16 protein-coding genes are annotated in these 16,286 nt (G+C 77.0%); 12 read left to right on the top strand and 4 right to left on the bottom strand.

Annotated elements, in window-relative coordinates; translation table 11 throughout:
* From AB6N23_RS12250 to fbaA, 3 genes are all read left to right on the top strand, one after another.
* A partial coding sequence (locus tag AB6N23_RS12250; RefSeq protein ID WP_412866333.1) for a TrmH family RNA methyltransferase occupies positions 1-733 on the top strand: 733 nt, incomplete at its 5' end.
* Positions 734-1,067: 334 nt separating this feature from the next.
* On the top strand, positions 1,068-1,997 hold the full coding sequence (locus AB6N23_RS12245) for a hypothetical protein (RefSeq protein WP_412866332.1): 930 nt from the start codon (positions 1,068-1,070) through the stop codon (positions 1,995-1,997).
* Positions 1,998-2,224: 227 nt separating this feature from the next.
* Positions 2,225-3,247 (top strand): class II fructose-bisphosphate aldolase, encoded by a 1,023-nt coding sequence (fbaA, locus tag AB6N23_RS12240; protein WP_412866331.1) that lies wholly within the window; start codon positions 2,225-2,227, stop codon positions 3,245-3,247.
* Positions 3,248-3,338: 91 nt separating this feature from the next.
* Here fbaA and AB6N23_RS12235 read toward each other — a convergent pair whose 3' ends face one another.
* Positions 3,339-3,758 carry an STAS domain-containing protein gene (locus AB6N23_RS12235; protein ID WP_412866330.1) on the bottom strand — a complete coding sequence of 140 codons (420 nt, stop codon included), beginning with the start codon at positions 3,756-3,758 and terminating at the stop codon, positions 3,339-3,341.
* Positions 3,759-3,840: 82 nt separating this feature from the next.
* Here AB6N23_RS12235 and AB6N23_RS12230 point away from each other — a divergent pair, with 82 nt between their 5' ends.
* Positions 3,841-6,015: an ATP-binding SpoIIE family protein phosphatase gene (locus AB6N23_RS12230; RefSeq protein WP_412866329.1), complete on the top strand. Its 2,175-nt coding sequence runs from the start codon at positions 3,841-3,843 to the stop codon at positions 6,013-6,015.
* 36 nt (positions 6,016-6,051) lie between these two features.
* On the opposite strand, the gene AB6N23_RS12225 is transcribed toward AB6N23_RS12230, so the two are convergent.
* Positions 6,052-6,414 carry an STAS domain-containing protein gene (locus tag AB6N23_RS12225; protein ID WP_412866328.1) on the bottom strand — a complete coding sequence of 121 codons (363 nt, stop codon included), beginning with the start codon at positions 6,412-6,414 and terminating at the stop codon, positions 6,052-6,054.
* Positions 6,415-6,620: 206 nt separating this feature from the next.
* On the opposite strand from AB6N23_RS12225, the gene AB6N23_RS12220 reads away from it, so the two are divergent.
* The 6 genes from AB6N23_RS12220 (at position 6,621) to AB6N23_RS12195 (ending at position 14,014) form a co-directional block, all read left to right on the top strand.
* Positions 6,621-7,037 (top strand): DUF3151 domain-containing protein, encoded by a 417-nt coding sequence (locus AB6N23_RS12220; RefSeq protein WP_378205249.1) that lies wholly within the window; start codon positions 6,621-6,623, stop codon positions 7,035-7,037.
* Between the two features lie 185 nt (positions 7,038-7,222).
* Positions 7,223-8,509: an adenylosuccinate synthase gene (locus AB6N23_RS12215; protein WP_412866327.1), complete on the top strand. Its 1,287-nt coding sequence runs from the start codon at positions 7,223-7,225 to the stop codon at positions 8,507-8,509.
* A gap of 93 nt (positions 8,510-8,602) precedes the next feature.
* The gene (locus AB6N23_RS12210) at positions 8,603-9,931 is read left to right on the top strand and encodes a hypothetical protein (RefSeq protein WP_412866326.1); all 1,329 of its coding nucleotides are present in this window, start codon (positions 8,603-8,605) and stop codon (positions 9,929-9,931) included.
* 86 nt (positions 9,932-10,017) lie between these two features.
* The gene (gene purD, locus AB6N23_RS12205; protein WP_412866325.1) at positions 10,018-11,319 is read left to right on the top strand and encodes a phosphoribosylamine--glycine ligase; all 1,302 of its coding nucleotides are present in this window, start codon (positions 10,018-10,020) and stop codon (positions 11,317-11,319) included.
* A 38-nt stretch (positions 11,320-11,357) separates the two neighbouring features.
* Positions 11,358-13,004 (top strand): amidohydrolase family protein, encoded by a 1,647-nt coding sequence (locus AB6N23_RS12200; RefSeq protein ID WP_412866324.1) that lies wholly within the window; start codon positions 11,358-11,360, stop codon positions 13,002-13,004.
* A gap of 86 nt (positions 13,005-13,090) precedes the next feature.
* The gene (locus tag AB6N23_RS12195) at positions 13,091-14,014 is read left to right on the top strand and encodes a phosphoribosylaminoimidazolesuccinocarboxamide synthase (protein WP_412866323.1); all 924 of its coding nucleotides are present in this window, start codon (positions 13,091-13,093) and stop codon (positions 14,012-14,014) included.
* Positions 14,015-14,081: 67 nt separating this feature from the next.
* Here AB6N23_RS12195 and AB6N23_RS12190 read toward each other — a convergent pair whose 3' ends face one another.
* Both AB6N23_RS12190 and AB6N23_RS12185 read right to left on the bottom strand, forming a co-directional pair.
* Entirely contained in the window at positions 14,082-14,300 is a 219-nt protein-coding gene (locus AB6N23_RS12190) for an SCO4848 family membrane protein (protein WP_412866322.1), read from the bottom strand.
* 124 nt (positions 14,301-14,424) lie between these two features.
* A complete protein-coding gene (locus AB6N23_RS12185) occupies positions 14,425-15,267 on the bottom strand; it encodes a DNA/RNA non-specific endonuclease (protein WP_412866321.1) in 843 nt (280 codons plus the stop codon).
* A gap of 107 nt (positions 15,268-15,374) precedes the next feature.
* On the opposite strand from AB6N23_RS12185, the gene AB6N23_RS12180 reads away from it, so the two are divergent.
* Complete coding sequence (locus tag AB6N23_RS12180) at positions 15,375-15,707, top strand: PadR family transcriptional regulator (protein ID WP_378205228.1); 333 nt, start codon at positions 15,375-15,377, stop codon at positions 15,705-15,707.
* The coding region (locus tag AB6N23_RS12175) for a hypothetical protein (protein WP_412866320.1) at positions 15,704-16,286 on the top strand (583 nt) is incomplete at its 3' end. The genes AB6N23_RS12180 and AB6N23_RS12175, both read left to right, overlap by 4 nt.

Genomic DNA, 16,286 nt, shown 5'->3' with positions numbered 1-16,286 from the left:
GTCGTCGCCGTCGTCGAGCGGCTCGAGCGTCGGGGCCGCGCCCGCGGGGGCCGCGGGCGCCGGCGCCGCGGCCGGCGACGACGAGCGAGAGGTCGGCGTCGGCCCGTGGCCGGGCGGGCACGACGCGTGGCCGCGGGTCGCAGGCCCGGGCTCGGCGCTCGACCCGCGCTACGACGCCGAGCTCCTCGCGCACGGCGACCGCCGCAACGTCGTCGACCGGTACCGGTACTGGACCGTCGAGGCGGTCGTCGCCGACCTCGACACCCGCCGGCACCCGTTCCACGTGGCGATCGAGAACTGGGCCCACGACCTCAACATCGGCTCGGTGGTGCGCACCGCGAACGCCTTCAACGCGGCAGGCGTGCACGTGGTCGGCCGCCGGCGCTGGAACCGGCGGGGCGCGATGGTCACCGACCGGTACCTGCACGTGCACCACCACCCGGACGCGGCGGCGCTCGCGACGTGGGCGGCGGACGCCGGGCCGGACGGCGGCCGCCTGCCGGTGGTCGGCCTCGACAACGTGCCGGGCTCGGTCCCCCTCGAGGGGTTCGTCCTGCCGCGCGCGTGCGTCCTGCTGCTGGGCCAGGAGTCGACGGGCCTGACCCCGCAGGCGCAGGCCGCCTGCGACGTCGTCCTGCACATCACCCAGCACGGCAGCACCCGCTCCCTCAACGCGGGCGCCGCCGCCGCCATCGCGATGCACACGTGGGCCCTCACCCACGCCCACCCCTGACCCCGGTCCCCACCCCTTCTCCGGCCCGGCCCCGTCCCACCGTCCGGTCGCCTCCGGCCCCGTCTCGTCGCGAACGGGGTCTGGCGTACGTTTGACGCGGCGGAAGCGCACGCCAGGCCCCGCTCGTCGTGGACGGGGTGGAGTCAGGGCCGGGCGTACGTCGCGTCGGCGTGGGAGGGCTGGTGGTGGGGCGGCCTCGTCGTGTCGGCCTGGTCGTGTGGCGTCGCCGGGTGGCGGGGGGTCGAGCCGACCACCGGTCGTGTGGGGGCGCCGCGGTCCACAGGGCGTGTGCCGGTGCCGGCGGGCGCGCGCGCCCCGCATGTGGGGTGTGCCCGTGCCCCGGTCGTCCCCGCTGCCCGACTCGCTCCTCCGCCTCGCCGCCGAGCAGGGCGGCCTCGTCTCCGCCGCGCAGTGCGACGTCGCCGGCGTGGCGCAGGCGCGGCGGGGACGTCTCGTCCGGTCCGGCCGCTGGGGCCGCGCCACGACCGGGGTCTACGTCGTCGAGCCGCACGCGCCCGTCGGTGCGGAGCAGCGGCGCCGGCGCGCCGCGTGGACCGGCGTGCTGGCGTACGGCCCGGGAGCCGCGGCCGTGGGGGCGAGTGCGCTCGTCCTGCACGGCGTCGCCGGGCTGCCCACGACGATCACACCCGAGGTGGTGCTGCGCGGCCTGCGGCACACGGCCGGACGGGACGGCATCCGGGTGCGACGGTTCTCGACCGTCGTGCGGCCGCACGGCGCGGCCTTCGTCGCCCCGTTGCCGGAGGCCCTCGTCCAGGCGCTGCCGGAGCTCCCGCGCGACAACGCGGTGGCCGTCCTCGACGACGTGCTGCACCGACGGCTCCTGCCCGACGCCGAGCTGGCGCGCGTCCGCGCTGCGACGGGCGGGCGCCGCGGGGCCGCGGGCCTCCACGCGTGCTGGGCGCTCGCCGACCGACGCGCGGAGTCGCCGCTGGAGACGTTCGCGCGGGTGCAGTGCGTCGACGCAGGCATCCCGCCGGACGAGCTCCAGCTGGTCGTCCGCGCGCCGGACGGCCGTCACGTCGCGCGCTGCGACCTGGCGTGGCGGCGCACGGACGGCACGTGGTTGCTCGTGGAGGTGGACGGCCGCGAGTTCCACGACGTGCCGGCCGCCGTCCTGCACGACCGCCACCGCCAGAACGCCCTCGCGGTGCTCGGCCACACCGTCCTCCGGGTCACGTCGACGGACGTCTCCCGCCGCGCCGTCGCCCCCCTCGTCCTCGCGTCGCTGCTCCCACGTCCATGACGACCGTCCACCCACCACCCCACGGCCACGTCCCACGGCGAACGGGGCCTGGCGTACGTCTGCACGCCGCGGAGCGCACGCCGGACCCCGTTCGCCGTGGACATGTGCCGTCGGGGTCGGCCCGTCCGGGGCACAGGTGGGGGCGGGGCGGACGTCCCGGTGGTGGGGGCGCCGGTGGTGGCAGACTGCGGGCGTACCGCACCCGTCTACGTGCAGGAGATGCCGCGATGCCCATCGCAACCCCCGAGGTCTACGCCGAGATGATCGACCGGGCGAAGGCCGGCAGGTTCGCCTACCCCGCCGTGAACATCACGTCGTCCCAGACCGTCACCGCCGCCATCCAGGGCTTCGCGGAGGCCGAGTCGGACGGCATCATCCAGGTCTCCGTCGGCGGCGCGGAGTACGCGTCCGGCTCGACGATCAAGAACCGTGTGAGCGGCACGCTCGCGCTCGCGGCCTACGCGACCGAGGTCGCGAAGAACTACGGCGTCACCATCGCGCTGCACACGGACCACTGCGTCAAGAAGAACCTCGACTCGTGGGTCCGCCCGCTGCTCGAGCTCGAGGCGCAGCAGGTCGCGCGCGGCGAGAACCCGACCTTCCAGTCGCACATGTTCGACGGCTCGGACATCCCGCTCGACGAGAACCTCGTCATCGCGGCGGAGCTGCTCGAGCTCTCGCAGGCGGCGCGCACGATCCTCGAGATCGAGGTCGGCGTCGTCGGCGGCGAGGAGGACGGCCACGAGGCCGAGATCAACGAGAAGCTCTACACGACGGCCGAGGACGGCCTCGCGACGGTCCGCGCGCTCGGCGCCGGCGAGAAGGGCCGCTACCTGACGGCCCTCACGTTCGGCAACGTGCACGGCGTGTACAAGCCGGGTGCGGTCAAGCTGCGTCCGTCGATCCTCGCCGACATCCAGAAGGCCGTCGGCGACGAGATCGGCAAGGAGAACCCGTTCGACCTCGTCTTCCACGGCGGCTCGGGCTCCACGGCCGAGGAGATCGCCGAGGCGGTCGACAACGGCGTCATCAAGATGAACATCGACACCGACACGCAGTACGCGTTCACGCGCCCGGTCGTCGGCCACATGTTCGGCAACTACGACGGCGTCCTGAAGATCGACGGCGAGGTCGGCAACAAGAAGGCGTACGACCCGCGCGCCTGGGGCAAGCTCGCCGAGGCCGGCATGGCCGCGCGCGTCGTCGAGGCGTGCCAGCAGCTGCGCTCGGCGGGCCAGAAGCTCTCCTGACCTCCCGCGCACCAGCACGACGACGGCCCCGGACCAGCAGGTCCGGGGCCGTCGCCGTCCCGCCCGGGCACGAGAGCCGGGCGGGGTCGTGTCAGGGGGTGGCCGAGTCCACCGGCTCGAACGGCTCGGCGCCGTCGTCGTCGACCACGTCGAGCAGCTCGCCGATGCGGGTCACCTCGAGGAGGAACCGCACGGTCGGCGGCACGCGCAGCAGGCGCACGCGGTGCTCGCTGCGGATCGACAGGCGGGCGAGGAACGCGACGCCCGACGAGTCCATGAACGTCACGTGGTGCGCGTCGACCTCGATGGGCAGCCCGCGCTGCTCCGCCTCGGCGGTCGCCTCCTGGAGCTCGGGGCCCAGGTCGGCGTCCACCTCGCCCGAGAGGACGATCCGGGTGCGGTCCGTCCCGACGATGACGTGCACGGCACCGGGCTCGCCCGCGGCAGGCCCCCCGCCCGACTCCGTCGTGTGCGTGGGCTCGCCCTGGTCGGGGCTGTTACCGTCTCGCACGTTGCTCCTTCCGGCGCAGGGGGAGGGGCTCGCCGGCTGGTCGAGTTGTCCGTCCGCTCGGCACGCTAGACGATCGGAGGTGGTGGTGGTCAACTCCTCCGCCCCCGCGTCGCCCCTCGATCCCCCGTCCGACGCCCTCGTCGCGGTGAACCCGGCGCTCCTCGCCGACGCGCTCGCGGCGACGCTCGTGCCGACCGCCCTGCTCACGGCCTCGCCGGACGCCGTGCGCGTCACCTGGGCCAACCGTGCCCTCGCCGACGCGACCGGGTACGACCCGCGCGCCGTCGCGGCGCTCGACGTGCTGACCGACCCGCGTGTCCGACCCGTGGACGTCGCGGCGGCCCGGGCCGGCTTCGCGGCGGGCGCGCCGTTCGTGCAGCGCGTCGTGCTGCGCCGTCCCGAGGGCTCGTACGTGCAGTGCATGGCGCACCTGTCGCCGGTGGGCGTGGCGGGGCTCGGCGTGGGCGCCTGGGTGGCCGCGCTCCAGGACCTGACGGCGCAGCTGACGGAGCACGCGGAGCAGGTCGCGCTGGTCGAGGCGGAGCGCCGGGAGCGGCGGAGCCTGTCGCTGATCGCACGCGTGTCGGACCTGCTGATGGACGTCGACGAGCCGCACGGCCTGCACGAGATCGCGTCGCTGCTGACCGCCGAGGTGGTCGGCTGGGCGGGCTTCTACCTGCACGACCGGGGTCTGTGGGCGGCGGACGGCCTGGACCCCCGCCGGCCCGGCGGCGCCCCGCGTCCCGACGGGCAGGGGCCGCGGCTGCCGACGTCGTGCCCGCGCGACCCGGTGGGTCGCCTGCTGGGCGGGTCGCTCGACCACGCCGTCGAGCTGGACCTGGCCGCCACGCAGCCCGAGGCGACGTACGCGCGGTGGCTGGCGGAGCACGCCGGCCCGGGCGCGCGCGACGTCGTCGTGGGCCGCGACGGCCGCCGCGTCCCCGACGCCCCCGACCGCCGCGTCGTCGTGCTGCCCGTGCCGGGACGCCGGCGCACGGTGGGCCTGCTGGTCGTGCAGCCGCGCGGCGGCGGCGGGCTCGCGGGGCTCGACGCGGCGACCGTGACGGTGCTGGAGCTCGTCGCGCGGCGCGTGGGCCTGTCGATCGACAACGTGCGGCTGTACGACCGCGAGCACCGCCTCGCGGAGACGCTGCAGCGGGCGATGCTGCCGGAGCAGGGCGAGGTCGACGGCGTCGACGTGTGGACGTACTACTCGCCGAACGCGGACGACGCGCAGGTCGGCGGCGACTGGTACGACGTCCAGCAGATCGGCCCGGACACGGTCGGCGTGGTCGTCGGCGACGTCGTCGGGCACGACGTCGAGGCCGCCGCGGCGATGGGCCAGCTGCGCTCGGTCGTGCGCTCGTACAGCGTCGACATCACGACGCCGGGGCCGGTCCTGGAGCGGGTCGACCAGCTGTTCGCCGGCCTGCGCATCCCGCGCGCCGCGAGCCTCGTCCTGTCGACGCTGGACCGCCGGTCGGACGGCCGCTGGCTGCTGCGGTACGCGCGCGCCGGGCACCTGCCGGTCCTGCGCGTCCGCGACGGCCACGCGACGCAGCTGCGCGACGCGGGCGGCCCGCTCATCGGCTTCGGGTCGGGGGAGCGGACGACGGCCGAGGTGCTGCTCGAGCCGGGCGACGTGCTCGTCTACTACACGGACGGGCTCGTGGAGCGCCGCGACCGCAGCCTGCGCGACGGGCTCACGGTCCTGGAGAGCGTCGCCGCGAGCATCACCGCGCGCGACGCCCCGGGCATCGGCGAGGACCTGCTGTCCCGCCTCGCGGACCACCCGGAGGACGACGTCGCGGTCGTCGTGGTGCGCGTCCCCGACCCGGACGACGACCTCGCGGGGACGACGAGCCCGCGGCGGCGACGCTGGTCACTGCCGAGCGAGCCGGCGTCGATCGCGCGGGCGCGGCACGCGGTGCTCCGCACGTGCGAGGCGTGGGAGGTCAGCGACGCGTCGAACGCCGAGCTGGTGGTCAGCGAGCTCGTCGCGAACGCCGTGCTGCACGGCTGGGGGCACGTCGCGCTGCAGCTGCACGACACGGGCGACGGCCTGCGCATCGAGGTCGAGGACGCCAACCCGACGCCGCCCGTGACGACCGACGGCCACCCCGGCCGCGTCGGCGGGTTCGGGATGCAGATCGTCGAGCGGCTGTCCGACTGGGGCTGGCGGCAGTCGCGCGGGGGCAAGGTGGTGTGGGCGAAGGTGCGTCCGGGCGCGCTGCCGCGGTCGGCGCGCGACGCCTGACGCGCGAGCGCCGGGCGGGTGCGTGAGGCCGGCGCGTCAGGCCGGTGCGTCCGCGGTGTCCGGCTCCGGCGCGCCGTCGACGGGCTCGCAGCCGTGCACCGTGTCGATGCGGAACAGGTCGAGCGCGCCGCAGATCTCGAGCACGAAGAGGTCGCGCTCCGCGGCGCCGCGCAGCACGGTGGCGCCGCCGCGACGCCGGCCCGCGTCGGCGAGCGAGATGAGGAACGCCGCGCCGGTCGAGTCCATGAACGTGACGCGGCACATGTCGATCACGAGCAGCTGCCGGCGCAGGCCGACGACCCGCGCGGTCACCTCGGGGAACTGGTCGCGCTCCGCGAGGTCGAGGTCGCCCGCGATGACGAGGGTCGTGGTCGTGGACGACGTCGATATCTCGATCATGCTGCTCCGGTGCGACGGTGCCGGCCGGGAGGGGGAGCCGCGGTCACGGCTGCTGGTCGGCCGTTCGACTGTAGCCGCGCTCCCACCGCGGCGCACGCGCGCGGCGGGTGGTTTCGGCGCACGGTCGGACCGCCGTCCGGTGCCGGGTCGGGGCCGGGTCGGCGGCGCGGGCGCGGTGCCGGGCGGCGGCGGTGCACACTGACGCCATGGCGCACGAGAACCTCCTGGACGGCCCCGCCCCGACGCTCCTGCCCGCCGACGGCCCCGACGGTGCCGCGCGCACCGCGCTCGCGACGGGCGCGGACCCCCGCGACGCCGCGCGCGTCGTGCCGGCGTCGTCGCTGGTGTGGGCGCTGCTCGCGGAGCGGGCGGACGACCCGGTCGCGGCGTACGCGTACGCCCGGACCGGCTACCACCGGGGCCTCGACGCGCTGCGCCGCGCCGGCTGGCGCGGGCAGGGACCGATCCCGGCGGCGCACGAGCCGAACCAGGGGTTCCTGCGCGCGCTCCTCGCGCTCGCGGAGGCGGCCGACGCGATCGGCGAGACCGACGAGGGCGAGCGCTGCCGCCGGTTCCTCACCGACTCGGGCACGTCCGCGGACGAGGTGCGCGCACTGCGCTGAGCGCCCGCGCCGACCGCGGCCCGTCCGCCGGCGGGCCCGGGTCGGCGGTGCGACGGCCCGCTCCGGTACCCTTCCGGGTGGCCGCGGGTCACTGCCGCCCGCGCCCGGGTCACCCGCGCCGCGAGCCCGCTCGCGCCCGTCTGCGGGCGGAGCCGCACCGCAGGCAGCAGGAAGTGGTGATCTGCATGCCCGCCGTCGTGGTGCTCGGCGCCCAGTGGGGCGACGAGGGCAAGGGCAAGGCGACCGACCAGCTCGGCGACCGCACCGACTACGTCGTGAAGTTCAACGGCGGCAACAACGCCGGGCACACGGTCGTCATCGAGGGCGAGAAGTACGCGCTGCACCTGCTGCCCTCCGGCATCCTCACGCCCGGCGTCGTCCCGGTGATCGCCAACGGCGTCGTCGTCGACATCGAGGTGCTGTTCGAGGAGATCGAGGCGCTGGAGGCGCGCGGCGTGGACACGTCCCGCCTGCTGGTGTCGTCGGCCGCGCACGTCATCGCGCCGTACCACCGGACGATGGACAAGGTCACCGAGCGCTTCCTCGGCAAGCGCCGGATCGGGACGACCGGCCGCGGCATCGGCCCGACCTACGCCGACAAGATCAACCGCGTCGGCATCCGGGTGCAGGACCTGTTCGACGAGAAGATCCTGCGGCAGAAGGTCGAGGGTGCCCTCGACCAGAAGAACCACCTGCTCGTGAAGGTCTACAACCGTCGCGCGATCACGGTCGACGAGACCGTCGACGAGCTGCTCCGCCACGCGGAGCGCCTGCGCCCGATGGTCGCGGACACGCCGACCGTGCTCAACCGCGCGCTCGACGAGGGGAGGACGCTCGTCTTCGAGGCCGGCCAGGCCACGATGCTCGACGTCGACCACGGCACGTACCCGTTCGTCACGTCGTCGGCCTGCACCGCCGGCGGCGCGTGCACCGGCTCGGGCGTCGGGCCGACCCGCATCGACCGCGTCGTCGCCGTCGCGAAGGCGTACACGACGCGCGTCGGCGAGGGGCCGTTCCCCACCGAGCTGCTGGACGACGACGGCGAGTGGCTGCGCCGGACCGGCGGCGAGTTCGGCACGACGACCGGGCGGCCCCGCCGCACCGGCTGGTACGACGCCGTCGTCGTGCGGTACGCGTCGCTCGTCAACGGGCTCACGGACCTCGTGGTGACGAAGCTCGACGTGCTGACGGGCCGCGACCGCATCCCCGTCTGCGTCGCGTACGACGTCGACGGCCGCCGCGTCGAGGACATGCCGGTCGACCAGAGCGACTTCCACCACGCGAAGCCCGTCTACGAGTACCTCGACGGCTGGACCGAGGACATCACCGGTGCGCGGGACATGGACGACCTGCCGCGCAACGCGCAGCGGTACCTGCAGTTCCTCGAGGACGTCTCGGGCACGCGGATCTCGTCGGTCGGCGTCGGCCCGGGCCGCGAGGCGACGATCATCCGGCACGAGCTGCTCGGCTGAACCGGGAGCGACCGGACGGCCAGGCGGCCGGACGGGTGAGCGGCGGCACGCCGCTGCCCCGTCCGGCCGCCGGCGCCTGCGATGATCCGCGCCGTGGACGCCACCGCCTGGGACACCCCCGCCGCCTACGTCATGCTCGGCGCCGCCGTGCTCGTCGTGCTCGGCGTGCTCGTCATGGGGGTCGCGAGCACGCCGGCGCACCGCCTGCTGGGCCTGTCCACGCAGGGGCCGTGGTGGTTCTCGCCCGCCGGCGGCCGCACCCAGGGCCTCGTCGTCGCGTACGTCGCCGCTCTCGTGGCGGTGGCCGCGCTCGTCTTCGTGCTCGCCGACGCGTGGACCGGCGCGACGTCGCTCGCCTGGACGCTGGCGTGGTCCTCCGCGGCGGTGGTGCTGTGGGCGACGGCGGCACGGGTCGCCCGGCTCGTCGTCCGGGTCGCGACGGGTGGCCGTGGCACCTGGGACGAGCCGCTCGAGGCCGACCGCGTGCGGGTCGACGACGCGGGTGACGACGTGGACCTGCGCGCCGCCCGGGACGCGGCCACCGCGGACGACTGGCTCCCGGCCGCCCACCTGCTCGCCGCCACGGACGACGCCGACGCGCGCTTCGACCGCGTGTCGGAGCTGGCGGCGCTGGCGGTCCGCCGCAGCCGCTGGCTCGAGGCGTGGCGCGACGCGGAGCCGGCGAGCCCCGACGCGCAGGCGCTCCACGTGCAGGCGCTCGTGGAGCTCGCCTGGATGCGGCGCGGGTCCGACTGGGAGGCGCGGGACGTCGAGGGTTTCCTCGAGGCGCTGCAGGCGGCCGACCGCGCGGCGGACGAGGCGCTGTCCGTCTCGCCGCGTGACGCGTCCGTGCTCGCCTCCCGGCTGCGCATCGCGCGAGGGCTGCAGCTGGGCGAGGTCGAGCACGCGCGCCGCCTGGCGCAGCTGCGGGACGTCGCGCCGCTGCACCGCGGCGGTCTCGCCGAGGCGCTGCAGTTCGCGGCGCCCAAGTGGTTCGGCAGCACGGAGACGATGTTCACGTTCGCGCGGTCCGTCTCGGCCGAGGCACCGGCGGGGCACGCGACGGGCCTGCTGGTGGTCGTCGCGCACGTCGAGCACTTCCTGGAGCTCGGCGAGCGCTCGTCCGGTGCTGCGCAGGCGTACATGGAGAGCGACGCCACGCGTGCGGAGATCCGGGCCGCCGCGGACCGGTGGTCGGCGGGCGGCCCGTCGCCGGTCGGCCGCGCGTGGGGCCACAACCTGCTGGCGGGCGCGTTCTGGATGGCGGAGCTCCCCGCGGAGGCGGCACCGCACCTCGCCGAGACGGCGCGGCACCTCACGTCGTTCCCGTGGATGTACGCCGGCGAGCCGAGCGAGGTGCACGCGAACGTGCGGGCGTGGGCGCGTGCCCGGGTGGGCGACGCGGCCATCGCCCCGGCGTAGCCGGCACCGGTGGCAGGGCGGCGCCGCCCGTCCGCGGACGGGCGTGCAGCGGGGGCGGCGCGTCCCGGCCGGTACGCTCGGCGCCCGTGGAGATCCTCGTCGTCGGCACCGGTGCCCGTGAGCACGCCCTCGTCCGCGCGCTGTCGCTGGACCCGGAGGTCACCGCGCTGCACGCGGCTCCGGGGAACCCGGGGATGGCCGCGCACGCCGAGCTGCACCCGGTGGACGCGCTCGACGGCGCGGCCGTCGCGGAGCTGGCGACGTCGCTGGGCGTCGACCTCGTCGTCGTCGGCCCCGAGGCGCCGCTCGTCGCGGGCGTCGCCGACGCGGTGCGGGACGCGGGGGTGCCCGTCTTCGGGCCGTCGCGCGAGGCGGCCCGGCTCGAGGGCTCCAAGGCGTTCGCCAAGGAGGTCATGGCCGCCGCGGGCGTGCCGACCGCCGAGCCGCGCGTCGTGACGACGGTCGACGAGGCGGTCGCCGCGCTCGACGCGTTCGGCGCGCCGTACGTCGTCAAGGACGACGGGCTGGCCGCGGGCAAGGGCGTCGTCGTCACGGACGACCGCGACGCGGCGCTCGCCCACGCGCAGGCGTGCCTGGCCAAGGACGGCGGGACGGTCGTGGTCGAGGAGTACCTCGACGGGCCGGAGGTGTCGCTGTTCGTGCTGTCCGACGGCACGGACGTCGTGCCGCTCGTGCCGGCGCAGGACTTCAAGCGTGCGCTCGACGGCGACGCCGGGCCGAACACCGGCGGCATGGGCGCGTACTCGCCGCTGCCGTGGGCGCCCGAGGGCCTGGTCGACGAGGTCGTCGAGACCGTCGCGCGGCCGACCGTCGCGGAGATGGCGCGCCGCGGGACGCCGTTCGTCGGGGTCCTGTACTGCGGGCTCGCGCTGACGAGCCGCGGCGTGCGGGTCGTCGAGTTCAACGCCCGGTTCGGCGACCCGGAGACGCAGGTCGTCCTGGCCCGCCTCGCGACGCCGCTGGGGCGGGTGCTCCGGGCCGCCGCGACCGGGGGCCTGGCCGCGCTGGAGCCGCTGCACTGGCGCGCGGACGCCGCCGTGACCGTCGTCGTCGCGTCGGAGGGCTACCCGGAGGCGCCTCGCACGGGGGACCCGATCACCGGCGTCGAGGCGGCCGAGACGGTCCCCGGGGTGCACGTCCTGCACGCCGGCACCGCCGTGCGCACCACCGGCGAGACCGGCGAGAACCCGCTGAACGCGCCGCTGCTCGTGTCCGCCGGCGGGCGCGTGCTGTCGGTCGTCGGCGTGGGGGAGACCCTCACCGCCGCGCGCCGCGCCGCGTACGTGGCGGTCGAGAGCATCAACCTCGGCGGGGCGCACCACCGCACGGACATCGCGCTCGCGGTCAGCGAGGCGGCGGACGCCTGACCGCCGCCGCTGCATCGCACGGGCGGCGGGGAGGCGGCATGACGGGCCGGGCGGACCGCACGGTGCCGCCCGTGCTGCTGCGCCGGGCGCGGCGGCACGGGGTCGAGCAGGGCGCCGGGCACCGGGCTTCGCACGAGGCCGGCCGCGGGGACGAGCACGCGGGCTCCGGCCGCGACGCCGGGCTCGTCGACGTGCTGCTCACGCGCGGCCGGGTGGCGGCGGTCGCCCCGACGGGCACCCTGCCCGAGGACGTGGTGCGCGGCGCCGAACCCGTCGACGTCGACGGGCGGACGGTCCTGCCGGGCCTGTGGGACGCGCACGCGCACGTCACGCAGTGGGCGCTCGCGCGGGCGCGCCTCGACGTGTCGGCGGCGACGTCGGCGGCGCACGCCGCGCGGCTCGTGGCGGAGCGGGTCGCGGCGGACCGGGTCGCGGCGGGGGGAGTCCCGGCGGGCCGGGTCTCGGCGGGCCGGGTGGTCGGACCGCAGGCCGCGGCACCCGGGGCGCCGCTCGTGGGGCAGGGCTTCCGGGACGCGCTGTGGCCCGACCGGCCGTCGGCGGCGCTGCTCGACGCGGTCGCGGGCGACGTGCCCGTCGTCCTCGTGTCCGGGGACCTGCACTGCGCGTGGGCGTCCACCGCCGGGCTCCGGCACCTCGGCGTGCCGGCGCGGGCGAGCGGCCTCGTGCGCGAGGCCGAGTGGATGGACCGGATGGCCGCCCTCGACCGCGTGGACGACACCACGGCCGACGCGCTCGTCGGCGCCGCCCTGCGCGACGCCGCGACGCGCGGCGTGGTCGGCGTCGTCGACCTCGAGATCGCGGACAACCGCACGGTGTGGCGGCGGCGCGCGACGCCCGGGCTGCCCGTGCGGGTGCGAGCGGGCGTGTGGGAGCAGCACCTCGACGCGCTGCTCGCCGAAGGGCTGCGCACCGGCGACCCGCTCGAGCCCGCCGGGCTCGTGACGCAGGGGCCGCTCAAGGTCATCACGGACGGCGCGCTCAACACGCGCACGGCCTGGTGCCTCGACCCGTACCCGGGGCTGCACGGCGCCGACGCGCACGGCGTGCTCACGGTGCCGCCCGACCGCCTCCGGCCGCTCATGGCGCGCGCCGCGGCGCACGGGCTGACGTGCGCGGTGCACGCGATCGGCGACGCGGCGAACGCCCTCGCGCTCGACGCGTTCGCGGCTACCGGCGCGCGCGGCTCGGTCGAGCACGCGCAGCTCGTCACGGCCGACGACGTCCGCCGCTTCGCCGCGCTGGGCGTCGTCGCGAGCGTGCAGCCGGAGCACGCGATGGACGACCGCGACGTCGTCGACCGGTACTGGCCCGGGCGCGCGGGGGACGCGTTCGCGTACGCGGCCCTGCACGCCGCCGGGGTGCGTCTCGCGCTGGGCTCGGACGCGCCCGTCGCGCCGCTCGACCCGTGGGCGGCCGTCGACGCGGCCGTGACCCGGCGGCGGGACGGCCGCCCGGCGTGGCACGCGGAGCAGCGGCTCCCGCTGGACGTGGCGCTCGGCGCGTCGGTGGACGGCGAGCCGCTGGGGCTGCGCGTCGGGGGGCCGGCGGACGTCGCCGTGCTGGACGACGACCCGGCGGCGCTGCTCGCCGCGGCGGGGTCGGTGCGGGGCATGCGCGTCGGCGGGACGCTCGTCGGCGGGCGCTGGACCCACCGCGCCCTCTGACGGCTGCGGCCGCGGTCACGCCGTCGACCGCGCCCCGCCTGCGGACGCGCACCCGGCACCGCGCACCCGCACGGCACACTGGGCGCGTGAGCGACGCGACACCCCTCCTCCACCTCCCCGGCTGGCGGCACGTCTACTCCGGCAAGGTCCGCGATCTGTACGAGCCGGACGACACCACCGCCGGGATCGCGCTGCGGGACCTGCACGGCGACGTCGTGCTCGTCGTCGCGAGCGACCGCGTGTCCGCCTACGACCACGTCCTCGAGCCCGGCATCCCCGGCAAGGGCGTCGTGCTGACGCAGCTGAGCCTGTGGTGGTTCGAGCAGCTCGCCGACCTCGTCCCGAACCACGTGGTGACCACCGACGTGCCCGACGCCGTGGCCGGGCGGGCGATGGTGTGCCGCCGCCTCGAGATGTTCCCGGTCGAGTGCGTCGCGCGCGGCTACCTCACCGGGTCGGGGCTCGCGGAGTACCGCACGGACGGCGAGGTCACCGGCATCGCGCTGCCCGCGGGGCTCGTCGACGGGTCGCGGCTGCCGGAGCCGATCTTCACGCCGGCGACCAAGGCCGACCTCGGTGAGCACGACGAGAACGTGCGGTTCTCGGCGGTCGTCGACCTCGTCGGCCCCGAGACCGCCGAGACGCTGCGCGACCTCACGCTCGCGGTGTACGCGCGGGCGGAGGGGGTCGCGCGCGAGCGCGGCGTCGTCCTCGCCGACACCAAGCTCGAGTTCGGCACCGACCCCACGACGGGCGCCGTGACGCTCGGCGACGAGGTGCTGACGCCCGACTCGTCGCGGTTCTGGCCCGCCGACCGGTGGGAGCCCGGGCACGCGCAGCCCAGCTTCGACAAGCAGTTCGTGCGCGACTGGCTCACGTCGCCCGCGTCGGGGTGGGACCGCGCCGGGGACGCGCCACCGCCGGCCCTGCCCGCCGACGTCGTCGAGCGCACGCGCGACCGCTACCTCGAGGCGTACGAGCGGCTGACGGGGCGGGCGCTGGCCCTCTGACGGGGCGCCCGCTCCGACGGCGGGCACCGTGCGCCGGCGGGGCGCGCCTGCGCCGGCGCGGGGGCGGTCAGAGCAGCGTGAGCACCCCGAGCGCGCCCACGGCGACGCCGAGCACGAGGGACACGGCGATCAGCACCGCGTGCACCGTGCGGAACCGCGTGGCGCGGCCGTCGGCGTCGCGGGAGCGCGGGTCGGCGGCGATGCGCTGCCAGAACCGCGGCCAGATCAGCAGGTTCCACGCCCCGGTGAGGACGAGGACGACGGACCAGGCGACGGGGAGCTCCACGCGGCGATGATCCCACGGGGCGTCCGCCCGGACCGGTGCCCGCGCACGCGCCGTCGAGGCGCGCGTCGCCCAACACGCACCGGCCCCGCACGCACCGACCCGGGCGCGTCGGCCCAGGCGCGCGTCAGCCCAGGCGCACGTCCGCCGGGGTGCGCAGCCGCAGCCACGCCGCGCCCTGCGCGGTGACCCCGGCGAGCACGTCCGCCGCCGGCAGGGGGCCGAGGTCGAGGCCGGTGAGGTCGGCGACGTCCGCGACGGGGACCTGGAAGGTGCGGAACGGGCCGAGCGGCGGCGGGTCGCCGGCGGCCTGCGCGTCGGCGGTCGCGGCCCGCAGCGCGCCGTCGTCGAGCTGGGGGGACTGGTCGAGGACGAACGCCGTCGCCGCGAGCGCCCGGCCCGCGTCGCGCGCCCACGCCGCCACCTTCCAGAACCGCCGCGGGATCGCGACGCCCCGGTAGACGGGGTCGTCGTCCGCCAGCACCGGCCCGGTGAGCACGCTGATGCGCAGCCGCTGCGCCCGCGCGTGCTCGAGCACGTGGTCCTCGAGCCCGACCCACAGCTCCGCGCCCTGGTTGAAGCCGGCGGCCTGCGGGGCCGCGTTGGGGTAGGCGAACGTCTCCCGCTCGGCGCGCGCGGCGACGCCCGGGTCGCCCCACACGGGGTCGCGCCGCCGGACGAGGTGGCCGCGGTCGAGGTCGTTGCGCGCGTACAGCTCCGGGCCGGCCTGCTCGCCGGCGGGGACGCGCGGGTCGAGGTGCCAGTCGTCGCCGCGGGGCACGTCGCGCAGCGCCGCGCCGTCGACGTTGACCGCGGTCGCGGCCGCGAGCCGGCGCACGGGGTCGAGCAGCACCGTGAAGTGGGTGGCGGGCAGCTCCCGCACCGGCCGGCCGACGACGGGCAGCGGCACGCGGGGCCCGAGGAAGTCGGGGTCGTAGCCGGCGGGGCCGGACGGGGGAGTGGTCGTCACCCGCCGCACGCTAGCGGCGACCGCCGACACGGGCCGGGTCGTGCGCCGCCGTCACCGGGAGCCGACCGGGGTGGCGCAGATGGGTCGTCGCGCGATATATATCGCCCGTGCGGATCACCGAGCAGAGCTACCTCGTGCTCCTGGCGCTCGCCGAGGAGCCACGGCACGGGTACGGCATCGTCCAGGCCGTCCGCGACCTCTCGGACGACGAGGTCCGGCTCGGCGCCGGGACGCTCTACGGCGTGCTCGACCGCCTCGTCGCCGCCGGCTGGGCGGAGGCGTCCGGCGAGGAGGTCGTCGACGGACGGCTGCGGCGGTACTACCGGCTCACGGGGGCCGGCCGCGAGGCGCTCGCGGCGCACACCGACCGGCTGACGGCCCTCGCCGCACGGGCGCGCCGCCTCGTGGCGCCGCGGCCCGCGACGGGCGGTGCGTGGTGAGCGCGCCGCGGGACGGGCAGGACCTGCCCGGCGTCGACCCGGCGTTCGCGCGGTCCGCCCGCCGGTGGCTCCTCGCGTACCCGCCGCGGTGGCGCGCGCGGCGCGGTGACGAGATGACGTCGCTGCTCGCGGACCTCGCGGAGCCGGGCGCGCGGCGCGTCGGCCTGCGCGCGGGGCTGCCGCTGCTGTGGTCGGGCCTGCGGACGCGCCGGCGCGCCCGGCCACCCCTGCACGTCGTGGTCGGGTACCGGCTGCTCGAACGCCCGGTGCCCGCGCGGTACCGGCCGTGGGTGCGCGCGGACCTCGAGGCGCCGTGGCGGCCGCTGCGGGAGATCCCGTGGCGGTTCGCGTACCTCCTGCCGCTCGCCGCGTTCCTCCTCGCCGGCATCGAGGGCGCCGACGAGGCGGTGGGCGTGGTCGCCTGGGCCCTCGTGCTGGTCGCGATCGAGTGCGGCCTTGACACGCGGCGACGGCAGCGCGCGGCGGAGCGGCACCTGCTGCCCGGGGCCCGTCCACCCGGGCGACGGGTGCGCCGCCACGCCCACCGGCTTGTCGACGACCACGAGGTCGTCGTCGTCG

Source organism: Cellulomonas pasadenensis (genome assembly GCF_047229365.1).
Classification (GTDB): Bacteria; Actinomycetota; Actinomycetes; order Actinomycetales; family Cellulomonadaceae; genus Cellulomonas.
Note: the sequence above shows the minus strand (reverse complement) of the source record. Positions and strands in the feature narration are given on the sequence as shown.

Coding starts and splice junctions, on each gene's coding strand:
- AB6N23_RS12220 (WP_378205249.1), top strand. CDS start 6,621: ATGGCGCACGAGAACCTCCTGGACGGCCCCGCCCCGACGCTCCTGCCC.
- AB6N23_RS12215 (WP_412866327.1), top strand. CDS start 7,223: ATGCCCGCCGTCGTGGTGCTCGGCGCCCAGTGGGGCGACGAGGGCAAG.
- fbaA (WP_412866331.1), top strand. CDS start 2,225: ATGCCCATCGCAACCCCCGAGGTCTACGCCGAGATGATCGACCGGGCG.
- AB6N23_RS12225 (WP_412866328.1), bottom strand. CDS start 6,414: ATGATCGAGATATCGACGTCGTCCACGACCACGACCCTCGTCATCGCG.
- AB6N23_RS12200 (WP_412866324.1), top strand. CDS start 11,358: ATGACGGGCCGGGCGGACCGCACGGTGCCGCCCGTGCTGCTGCGCCGG.